This window comes from Micromonospora parastrephiae (genome assembly GCF_016802865.1).
Classification (GTDB): domain Bacteria; phylum Actinomycetota; class Actinomycetes; order Mycobacteriales; family Micromonosporaceae; genus Micromonospora; species Micromonospora parastrephiae.
In genome coordinates this window covers 1-9,337 of the sequence record NZ_JAEVHM010000202.1, presented here as the reverse complement: position 1 = coordinate 9,337, position 9,337 = coordinate 1, and the positions used below count along the sequence as shown (strand labels likewise).

At 72.1% G+C, this 9,337-nt stretch carries 9 protein-coding genes; 4 read left to right on the top strand and 5 right to left on the bottom strand.

Features of this window, described 5'->3' with window-relative positions; all coding sequences use genetic code 11:
- The 3 genes from JNW91_RS26605 to JNW91_RS26595 all read right to left on the bottom strand — a co-directional run.
- Window positions 1-976: LacI family DNA-binding transcriptional regulator (locus JNW91_RS26605; protein ID WP_203178137.1), on the bottom strand; the 976-nt coding region annotated here is incomplete at its 3' end.
- 72 nt (window positions 977-1,048) lie between these two features.
- Window positions 1,049-2,419, bottom strand: a complete 1,371-nt coding sequence (locus tag JNW91_RS26600) for an FAD-dependent oxidoreductase (protein WP_203178135.1) — start codon at window positions 2,417-2,419, stop codon at window positions 1,049-1,051.
- Window positions 2,420-2,442: 23 nt separating this feature from the next.
- Complete coding sequence (locus JNW91_RS26595; RefSeq protein WP_203178133.1) at window positions 2,443-3,579, bottom strand: carboxylate-amine ligase; 1,137 nt, start codon at window positions 3,577-3,579, stop codon at window positions 2,443-2,445.
- 195 nt (window positions 3,580-3,774) lie between these two features.
- Here JNW91_RS26595 and JNW91_RS26590 point away from each other — a divergent pair, with 195 nt between their 5' ends.
- The 3 genes from JNW91_RS26590 (at window position 3,775) to JNW91_RS26580 (ending at window position 6,404) form a co-directional block, all read left to right on the top strand.
- Window positions 3,775-4,068, top strand: coding sequence for a DUF6412 domain-containing protein (locus JNW91_RS26590; RefSeq protein WP_309244493.1), 294 nt, complete (start codon window positions 3,775-3,777; stop codon window positions 4,066-4,068).
- Between the two features lie 99 nt (window positions 4,069-4,167).
- The gene (locus tag JNW91_RS26585) at window positions 4,168-4,911 is read left to right on the top strand and encodes a YidC/Oxa1 family membrane protein insertase (RefSeq protein ID WP_203178132.1); all 744 of its coding nucleotides are present in this window, start codon (window positions 4,168-4,170) and stop codon (window positions 4,909-4,911) included.
- Between the two features lie 83 nt (window positions 4,912-4,994).
- Window positions 4,995-6,404, top strand: a complete 1,410-nt coding sequence (locus tag JNW91_RS26580; protein WP_203178131.1) for a carbohydrate-binding protein — start codon at window positions 4,995-4,997, stop codon at window positions 6,402-6,404.
- A 167-nt stretch (window positions 6,405-6,571) separates the two neighbouring features.
- Here JNW91_RS26580 and JNW91_RS26575 read toward each other — a convergent pair whose 3' ends face one another.
- Both JNW91_RS26575 and JNW91_RS26570 read right to left on the bottom strand, forming a co-directional pair.
- Window positions 6,572-7,243 carry a DedA family protein gene (locus JNW91_RS26575; RefSeq protein ID WP_203178130.1) on the bottom strand — a complete coding sequence of 224 codons (672 nt, stop codon included), beginning with the start codon at window positions 7,241-7,243 and terminating at the stop codon, window positions 6,572-6,574.
- A gap of 69 nt (window positions 7,244-7,312) precedes the next feature.
- Window positions 7,313-7,927 carry a DUF1349 domain-containing protein gene (locus tag JNW91_RS26570; RefSeq protein ID WP_203178129.1) on the bottom strand — a complete coding sequence of 205 codons (615 nt, stop codon included), beginning with the start codon at window positions 7,925-7,927 and terminating at the stop codon, window positions 7,313-7,315.
- Between the two features lie 78 nt (window positions 7,928-8,005).
- On the opposite strand from JNW91_RS26570, the gene JNW91_RS26565 reads away from it, so the two are divergent.
- Window positions 8,006-9,337 (top strand): alpha-amylase family protein (locus JNW91_RS26565; RefSeq protein WP_203178128.1); only part of this gene is annotated, 1,332 nt, incomplete at its 3' end.

The window sequence follows — 9,337 nt, the reverse complement described above, 5'->3', positions numbered from 1 at the left end:
GGGTCGAGGGTAGGCCGCGGGGGAGGAGGCGGGTGGGGAGCACCGTGGTCGACGGTGGGGAGTCGTCGTCGCCGGCGATCCGCTGGAACAGGCGCTCGGTGGCTACCCGGGCCAGCTCCCTCGTGTCGTAGGCGACGACGGTCAGCGGCCGGGGCATCAGGTGGGCCAGCTCGAAGTCGTCGAAGCCGACCAGCGCCGCGTCACTGCCCCGCCGGTGCAACTCCTGGAGCGCACCGACGGTGAGCCGGTTGTTGGCGCAGAAGAAGGCGGTGGGCGGCTCCGGAAGGTCGAGCAGCGCGGCGACCGCCCGTCCGGCCTCCTCCGGTGCGATGAGGCGGTCACGGACCAGCGACTCGTCCGGTTCGACCCCGACGGCGGCCAGCGCCGCCCGCGCCCCGACCAGCCGCTCACGCATCGTGGGCACGGTCGGCGCGCCGAGCAGGAGACCCACCCGTCGGTGCCCCTCGGCGAGCAGCGCACCCACCCCGGCCTGGCTGCCGCCCCGGTTGTCCAGCAGGACGGCGTCCGCCTGCAACCCCTGCGGCGGCCGGTCCAGGAACACCACCGGCATGCCCAACTCGACCTCGCGGCGCAGGAACGAATGGTCGGGGCCGGCCGGCACCACCAGCAGCCCGTCGACCCGGCGCTGGGTGAAGTCCTGGAGCAGGGCGCGTTCCCGCTCCGGGTCCTCCTCCGAGGAAGCGGTGATCAACATCGTGCCGTGCGCGGCGGCGATCTCGGCCGCCACACTGGCGATCGTGGCGTAGAACGGGTTCGCGATCTCCTCGATGAGCAGCCCCACCGTGGCGTTGAGCTGCCGCGAGCGCAGGTTGCGGGCGATGTCGTTGCGCCGGAAGCCCAACTCGGCGATGGCCGCGAGCACCCGGCCCACCAGCTCCTGCCCCACCGGTTCGTCGTTGACCACCCGGGACACCGTCTTCAGGCTGACCCCGGCATGCCGGGCCACGTCGACCATCGTCGGGCGCCGGCGCGCGGCCGGCCGGGTCGGGGTCTGCGTCACGGGGTGGTCCTCCACGGCGGGCGCGGGTCAGCGGTCGAGCGCGTCGACCGCCTTTCGGGCGGCGATGAGCACCGGATCCCAGACCGGCGCGTACGGCGGAGCGTAGCCCAGGTCGAGCGAGGTCATATCGTCCACCGTCATGCCGTTCCACAGCGCCACGGCCAACGTGTCGATCCGCTTGGCCGCTTCGGACCAGCCGACGATCTGCGCGCCGAGCAACCGGCCGCTGGGCCGCTCGGCGATCAGCTTCACCGTCATCGTCCGGGCACCGGGGTAATAGCCGGCCCGGCTGGTCGACTCGGCGATCACCGAGACGAAGTCGAAGCCAGCCGAGGTGGCCTCGCGCTCGCGTAGGCCCGTGCGACCCACCTCCAGCTCGCAGACCTTGGTCACGGCCGTGCCGATCACCCCGGCGAACGTGGCGTACCCGCCACCGATGTTGATCCCCGCCACTCGGCCCTGCTTGTTGGCGTGCGTGCCCAGCGGCACATTCACCGGCAGCCCGCTGACCCGGTGCAGCGTCTCCACGCAGTCACCGGCAGCCCAGATCCCGGCCAGCCCCGGCACCCGCATCCGGCGGTCCACCCGGATCGCGCCGGTCGGCCCGAGCGGCAGCCCGGCCGCCTCGGCGAGCGCCGCGTTGGGGCGTACACCGAGGCCCAGAACCACGACGTCGGTCGGAATCGGCCCCTCGGCCGTGACCACCGCGGACACCCGGCCGTCCCGCTGCTCCAGGCCGGTCACCGGCAGCCCGGTGCGAATCGTGATGCCGAGGCCGCGCATGGCGTCCGCGACCAGCTCGCCCATGTCGGCGTCCACTGTCGACATGGGCTGGTCGCCCGCCTCGACCAGGGTCACCGAGAGGCCGCGCTGGATCAGGGCCTCGGCGATCTCGACGCCGATGTAGCCACCGCCGACCACCACGGCGCGGCGCGGCTGCGTTTCCGCGTCCAGCCAGTCGCGCAGCGCGGCCCCGTCGTCGAGGGTCTGCATGCCGAACACGCCGCCCGCGTCGCTGTCCGCCCACGGCGGCTTCACCGGCACCGCCCCGGTCGCGTACACCAGGTCGTCGAAGCGCTCGCGGATCTCTCCGCCGCCCTCCAGGTCCCGGGCCACCACCTCGCGGCGTTCCAGGTCGATGGCCGTGACCTCGTGGCGCATCCGGACGTCCATCGCGTACTTCGTGCGGAACGTCTCCGGATCCCGGGCGATCAACTGCTCCGGGCCGGGAACCAGCCCGCTGATCCAGTACGGGATGCCGCACGCCGAGTAGGAGGTGAAGTGGCCCCGCTCGAAGACCACGATCTCCAGATCGTCGGAGTCGCGGCGGCGTCGGGCCTGGGATGCCGCCGACATGCCGGCGGCATCCCCGCCGATGACGATCAGCCGTTGCGCCACGGGATCATCCTGTCACGACGTGTTCAGCCGCGGGTCTGTCGCGCCACGTCCTGGACCACGTCGGTGAGCTTGCCGGTGCGGGCGTACACCGCGCGCTGCCGTGCGGCGCCGGTGCCGTGCCGGCGCAGCCCGCCCAGCAGGTCGGTGACCTCCGCCCAGTCGCCGTGCTGCTCCAACGACGGCCGCATCCGTTCCACGAACCGGTCCAGCAACTCCCAGGCCGGGCGCAGCTCGCCGGTGGTGACGTCGACGCCGTCGCCCTCCAGGCCGTCGTGGGCGGCCCGCCAGTGCGCGCCGACCAGCAGGTGATGGTCCGTCTGCAACGCCGGCCGGCCAGCCTCGACGTCCGCGATGGCGGTCGCCACCAGAGCCCGGACCAGCGCGGCGACCAGCACCGCGTCGTCCACCGACGGGCAGACGTCGCCGATCCGCAGCTCCACGGTCGGGTACTTCGCCGACAGCCGGGCGTACCAGTAGAGCATGCCCTCGTCGAGCATCACCCCGCTGGAGATCAACTGGCGGATCAGCCGCTGGTAGTGCTCGTGCGACTCCAGCCAGGGCGTCGGCGCCACCGACGGCCAGCGCTCCCACTCCACCGAGCGCCAACTCGCGTAGCCGGTATCCTCGCCCCGGGCGAACGGAGAGTTGGTGGTCACCGCGTGCAGCATCGGCAGCCAGGGCCGTACGTGGTTGAGCACCTGCACGCCGGTCTCCGGGTCGGGGATGCCCACGTGCACGTGCATGCCGTTGTTGCCGGGCCCGGGGACGAGCAGTCGGAACCGCTCGATCATCCGGTCGAAGCGGGGCTTGTCCACCACCGGCGGCACCGGGCCGTCCACCGGGCCGGTGCCGATGGCCAGCAGCCGTACGCCGGCCCGCTCGGCGGCGTCGGAGAGCGCCTTGCGCAGCACGCCGAGGGAGTGCCGGATCGAGGACAGCTCCAGGCCGGGAGGACTGCCGATCTCGATCTGGCTGGTCTGGAACTCGCGCTCCACCTGGCCGCGCAGCTCCGCCGGCACCTGGTCCAGGACCAGGTCGACGGCGGGTACCGCGGCACCGGTGTGCGGGTCGACGAGCAGGAACTCCTCCTCGACACCCACGGTGAGCACATTGGCCTCCGCGGCCGTCTCGCCGGGAGCTTCCGCCACCTGGCCGGTCATCGACACCACCGTCCGTTCCTGCCGGCCGCGGTCCGTCCGCGTCGGTCCGCTGTCTGGTTACCCAACGTGTCGGCGCTGGGAAACGTGGCGTCGCGCGTCGCTTCTCGTGTGCCGGCCGGCGTGCGCACCGTCGTCGCGCGCCGGGCTGGCCGCGATCCGGCCCGCCGGCGTGACACGTGGTCCTAGGCTGATCCTGTGCCGATACCGCTGGGTTTCGTCGGGGTCGCGTGGATGTCCGCGTTCGCCCAGGTGACGCTGCTTGCGGACCGCCCGGCCGACCTGCTCGCCGGCGCCGCGATGACCACGCTGGCGCTGCTCGCCGCACTGCTTGCGACCCGGGTGCTGGGTGGCCTGAACGCCCCCGGCGCCGGCCGGCGCCGGGTCGGGCTGCGCGCCCGTTCCCGGGATCGCCAGGTGCCCCGACAGGTCGACCCGGACGCCGCCGGACGACCTCGTCCCCGCGCACCCGGACTCCCCTCGGTCGCGTAGCGCGCCGCGCCGCGCGGCCGATCCCGCCGTCAGCGGTCCTCCCGCCGAGCCAACGCCGCCGGGGGAGGACCCCACCGGAATCGGACCGAGGGGTTTCCCATGCTCGCCTTCGCACCACTGCACGACACCGTCGCCGCCGCCGGCGCGGCGTTGTCCTGGCTCACCGACCTGCTCGAACCGTTGGCCGGCGGCATGGCGACCGCCGTCGCCATCGTGCTGTTCACCGTCGCCGTCCGGCTGCTGATCTCGCCGCTCACCGTCGCGCAGGTCCGCGGGGAGCGGCGCCGCGCGGCGCTCGCCCCCCAGGTCCGCGATCTCCAGCGGCGGTACGCCGACGATCCTGCGACGCTCCAGCGTGAGGTGTTCACGTTGTACCGCGAGGCGGGCGCCAACCCGATCGCCGGTTGCCTGCCGTTGCTGCTCCAGGCACCGTTCCTGCTGGTCCTGTACCGGTTGTTCAGCACGAGCGCGGGCGGCACCGGGCTGCTGGACGAACGACTGGCCGGCGTGCCGCTGGGTCACCACCTGAGTGACGGGCTCGGCGGGGCGGCCGGGCCGCTCTTCGGCGTACTGCTGGCGGTGTTGCTGCTGCTGGCCTGGTGGTCGTCGCGGCGGGTTCGCCGGGCGTCGGCGGCGGTCGGCACGGTGGCCGGTACGCCCATCGAGGGGCCGGGTGCGGCCACGCTCGGCCGGTTGCTGCCGCTGCTGCCGTTCACGACGGTGCTGGTGGCGCTGGTGCTGCCACTCGCCGCGGTGATCTACCTGGTGACCACGACGGCCTGGTCGGCGCTGGAGCAGGTGGTGCTCCGTCGGCCGCAGGCGGTTCCGGCAAGCGCCGAATAGATCGACGTTGACAACTGTTTCCGTGAGACGTACAACTCTGAGAGAGCGCTCTCTCGATCCCGTCCCCGCAGAGAGGCACGTCCATGTCACCTCCCTCGACCGCCACTGCCGCCCCGTTCGTCCGACGCCGGCCGCGGCTGGCCTCCGTCCTGTTCGTCGCCACCACCACCGTCCTGGCCGGCGTCACCGTCACGGCGCAGGCGGCCGTGCCGCCACCCCCGGCCGGCTGGAGCACGGTCTGGAGCGACGACTTCACCGGCGCCGCCGGCACGTTGCCGTCGGCCGCCAACTGGATCATCGACACCGGCCACAGCTACCCCGGGGGCCCGGGCAACTGGGGGACCGGCGAGATCCAGAACTACACCGCCAGCACCGCCAACGTCAGCCACGACGGCGGCGGCAACCTGCGCATCACGCCGCTGCGCGACAGCGGTGGCGGCTGGACCTCCGCCCGGATCGAGACCGTGCGCAGCGACTTCAAGGCCCCGGCCGGCGGCGTGCTGGCCATCGAGGGCCGGATCCAGATGCCGAACGTCACCGGCGCCGCGGCCGCCGGCTACTGGCCGGCGTTCTGGGCGCTCGGCGCGCCCTACCGCGGCAACTACCAGAACTGGCCGGGCATCGGCGAGTTCGACGTGATGGAGAACGTCAACGGCATCAACTCGGTCTGGGGCGTGCTGCACTGCGGCGTCGCCCCAGGCGGGCCGTGCAACGAGTCCAACGGCATCGGCGCGTCCCGGGCCTGCCCGGGCGCGAGCTGCCAGTCCGCGTTCCACACGTACCGGTTCGAGTGGGACGCCTCGATCAGCCCGCAACAACTGCGCTGGTACGTCGACGGACAGCTCTACCACACCGTCACGCAGAGTCAGGTCGGTGAGTCGGCCTGGTCGCAGATGACCTCGCACGCCGGCTACTTCCTGCTGCTCAACGTCGCGATGGGCGGGGCCTTCCCCAACGGGGTGGCCGGCAGCGGCACGCCGACCGCGGCGACCGTCCCGGGTCGGCCGATGCTCGTCGACTACGTGGCGGTGTACCGGCGCGGTGGCGGCACCACCCCGCCGCCCACCACGCCACCGCCCGGTGGCACGAGGGACGCGTACGCGCAGATCCAGGCCGAGTCGTTCAACGGGCAGAACGGCGTGCTCGTCGAGGCGTGCTCCGAGGGCGGGCAGAACATCGCCGCGCTGCGCAACGGAGACTGGGCGCGCTACGACAACGTCGAGTTCGGCTCCGCCGGGCCCCGGGACTTCGTGGCCCGGGTCGCCTCCGGCGCGGGCGGCGGCGCGAGCGGCCTGGTCGAGGTGCGGGTGGACAGCCCGACAGCGGCGCCGATCGGCAGCTTCGCGATCGGCAACACCGGTGGCTGGCAGAGCTGGCGCTCGGTGCCCGGCAACGTCGGCGCGGTGACCGGCCGGCACTCCGTGTACCTCACGTTCACCAGCGGCCAGCCGAACGACTTCGTCAACGTCAACTGGTTCACCTTCCGCCGCTGAGCGGACCGTCCCGGGCCGCCCGCCGTCTGGTCGCGCGGCGGGCGGCCCATCCATGGACGTCGACCCCTGGACAGAAACAGTTAACTAACTTGGGACGTCAGCAACGGCAACGGTTTCGCGCGCACCGTCGCCCCGCACCTGGACACCCTGCCCTGAGCCGGCGCGGGTCAGCGACCGGCGGTCACCGACCGCCGGTCGCCGCGTTCCCGGCGGCGGCGGACCTTACGGATCACCCAGGTGACCAGCATGACGACGAAGACCGCGACGATCGCGTAGTTGAACCAGTCGCTGTAGCGCCCGACGTCCTGCCAGCGGCTGCCGAGCGCGTAGCCGGAGCCGACGAGGAGGGCGTTCCACACTCCGCTGCCGATCGTGGTGAGCAGGATGAACTCGCCCAGCGGCATCCGGTTGGCCCCGGCCGGGACGGAGACCAGGCTGCGGACCACCGGCACCACCCGGCCGATCAGCACCGCCCACCGGCCGTGCCGCTCGAACCAACGGTCGGCCTTCTCCAGGTCGTCGCGGTCCACCAGCGGGATGCGGTCCAGCCAGCGCTTGAGCCGTTCCTCGCCGAGCGCCGCGCCGAGCCAGTAGAGCACCAGCGCACCGACCAGCGAGCCGACCGTCGCGGCGACCACCACGAGGACGACGTTGAACTGGCCCTCGTGGGCCAGGAAGCCGGCCATCGCCAGCACGATCTCGCTGGGGATCGGTGGGACGATGCTCTCCAGGGCGACCAGAAGCGCCACGCCGGCCGGACCCATCGCCTCGATCACCGAGGCCACCCAACCGGTCAACCCGGTGAACGCGGACGGGTCGCCAGTCTGGGCGTACGGCATGGTCGTCCTTCCGGTCGGCTGTCGGGGATCGGAGGGTGATACCCGACAGCGTCCGTACTACACCTGCGCTCAGTGCTCCGGGTGCAGCGCGGTGTCGGCCGGCCCCTGCCGCCAACCGGTGAACACCACGGTCAGGCCGGCGCGCACCGGAGCGCAGCAGAACGGGCCCGCGACGGCCTCGGCCGCCGGATCCAGCGGGGCGAGCCGGACCAGCCGCCACGGCTCGTCGTCGGCCCGGGCCCGTACGGTCAGCGCGTCGCCGGCCCGGCTGACCCGGACGGTCACCTGCCGACCCGCCCACTGCGGCACCGGCGCCACCGACCAGTCGGAGAACTCCCGGGTCACCACCGCACCCAGTTGCAGCTCGCCGTCGCTCATCTCGACGCCGGCCTTGGTCCAGGCCCGCTCGTCCACCCGCACCAGCGCGCCGGCCTGGTCGAACTGCCCGCTGAGATCCAGCCGGAAGCTCACCTCCATGGCGCTGCCGACCGGCAGTGGCGCCAGCAGGGCGGGGCCGTTGTCGTGGACGAAGCCGTAGCTGGTCCGCCGCCAGAAGTCGGTCTCCGCCGCGGGCTCGACGACCAACTCGCCGGCCGGGCCCTCCTCGGTGCGCACCGGCGGGTTCAGCCACCGGCCCCGGGACCAGTCCAACGGTTCGCTCGGCGGTACGAGGTCGATCTCCATGAGAGGCACGGTAGCCAACCTGGCCGTGGGACGCCGGACGGGTTTGCCACGGTGATCGTTCGGAGATGTTCCTTCGGCATGGGTGACCGTTGGTATTCCGAAGCTGTCGTCTACTGCCTCGACATCGACACGTACGCCGACTCAGACGGCGACGGGGTCGGCGACATCCGCGGGCTGATCGGCCGGCTGGACTACCTGGCCCGGCTGGGCGTCACCTGCCTGTGGCTGCACCCGATCCACCCCTCACCGAACCGCGACGACGGCTACGACGTCACCGACTTCTACAACGTGGACCCGCGCTTCGGCACCCTCGGCGACTTCGCGGAGCTGCTGCACCAGGCGCAGAACCGGGGCATCCGCGTGATCATCGACCTGGTGGTCAACCACACCTCGGACGAGCACCCGTGGTTCCAGTCCGCCCGTTCCTCGCCGGACTCGCCGTACCGGGACTGGTACGTCTGGTCCGACACCGAGCCGGACGACCGGCACCAGGGCATGGTCTTCCCGGGCGAGCAGGACGAGACGTGGAGCTACGACCGAACCGCCAAGGCGTGGTTCTACCACCGGTTCTACAAGTTCCAGCCGGACCTCAACTTCGCCAACCCGCAGGTCCGGGCCGAGGTCAAGAAGATCATGTCGTTCTGGCTCCAGCTCGGCGTCTCCGGTTTCCGGATGGACGCGGTGCCCTTCATCATCGAGCTGACCGAGCCGGGCAACCCGAACTCGCCGAAGGACTTCGAGTTCCTCACCGAGATGCGCCAGCACGTGCAGTGGCGGCGCGGCGACGCCGTCCTGCTGGCCGAGGCGAACGTCGAACCGGACCAGCTGCCGACGTTCTTCGGTGACGCCAGCGGCTCCGGCAACCGCATCCACATGCTCTTCGACTTCATGCTCAACGGCCGACTCATGCTGGCCCTGGCCCGCGAGGACCCGGAGTCGCTGATCGAGGCGCTGCGGGACACGCCGAAGCTGCCGGTCGGTGGGCAGTGGGCCACGTTCCTGCGTAACCACGACGAGATCGACCTGTCCCGGCTGACGACCGAACAACGCAACCAGGTGTACGCGCAGTTCGGTCCGGACGAGAACATGCGCATCTACGACCGGGGCATCCGCCGCCGGCTCGCCCCGATGCTCGGCAACGACCGGCGGCGCGTCGAGCTGGCGTACGCGTTGCAGTTCTCGCTGCGCGGCACGCCGGTGCTGCGCTACGGCGAGGAGATCGGGATGGGCGAGAACCTGTCGCTGCCCGGTCGGGAGGCGATCCGTACCCCGATGCAGTGGTCGTACAAGCCGAACGCCGGCTTCTCCACGGCGGACCCGGAGAAGCTGGTCCGCCCGGTGATCGACAAGGGGGAGTTCGGCTACCAGGCGGTCAACGTCACCGCCCAGCGGGGCGACCCGAAGTCGCTG

What these genes read in the sequence shown, in the direction of transcription:
- JNW91_RS26595 (WP_203178133.1), bottom strand. Translation starts at nt 3,579, where the DNA reads ATGACCGGCCAGGTGGCGGAAGCTCCCGGCGAGACGGCCGCGGAGGCC.
- JNW91_RS26575 (WP_203178130.1), bottom strand. Translation starts at nt 7,243, where the DNA reads ATGCCGTACGCCCAGACTGGCGACCCGTCCGCGTTCACCGGGTTGACC.
- JNW91_RS26585 (WP_203178132.1), top strand. Translation starts at nt 4,168, where the DNA reads ATGCTCGCCTTCGCACCACTGCACGACACCGTCGCCGCCGCCGGCGCG.
- JNW91_RS26580 (WP_203178131.1), top strand. Translation starts at nt 4,995, where the DNA reads ATGTCACCTCCCTCGACCGCCACTGCCGCCCCGTTCGTCCGACGCCGG.
- JNW91_RS26570 (WP_203178129.1), bottom strand. Translation starts at nt 7,927, where the DNA reads ATGGAGATCGACCTCGTACCGCCGAGCGAACCGTTGGACTGGTCCCGG.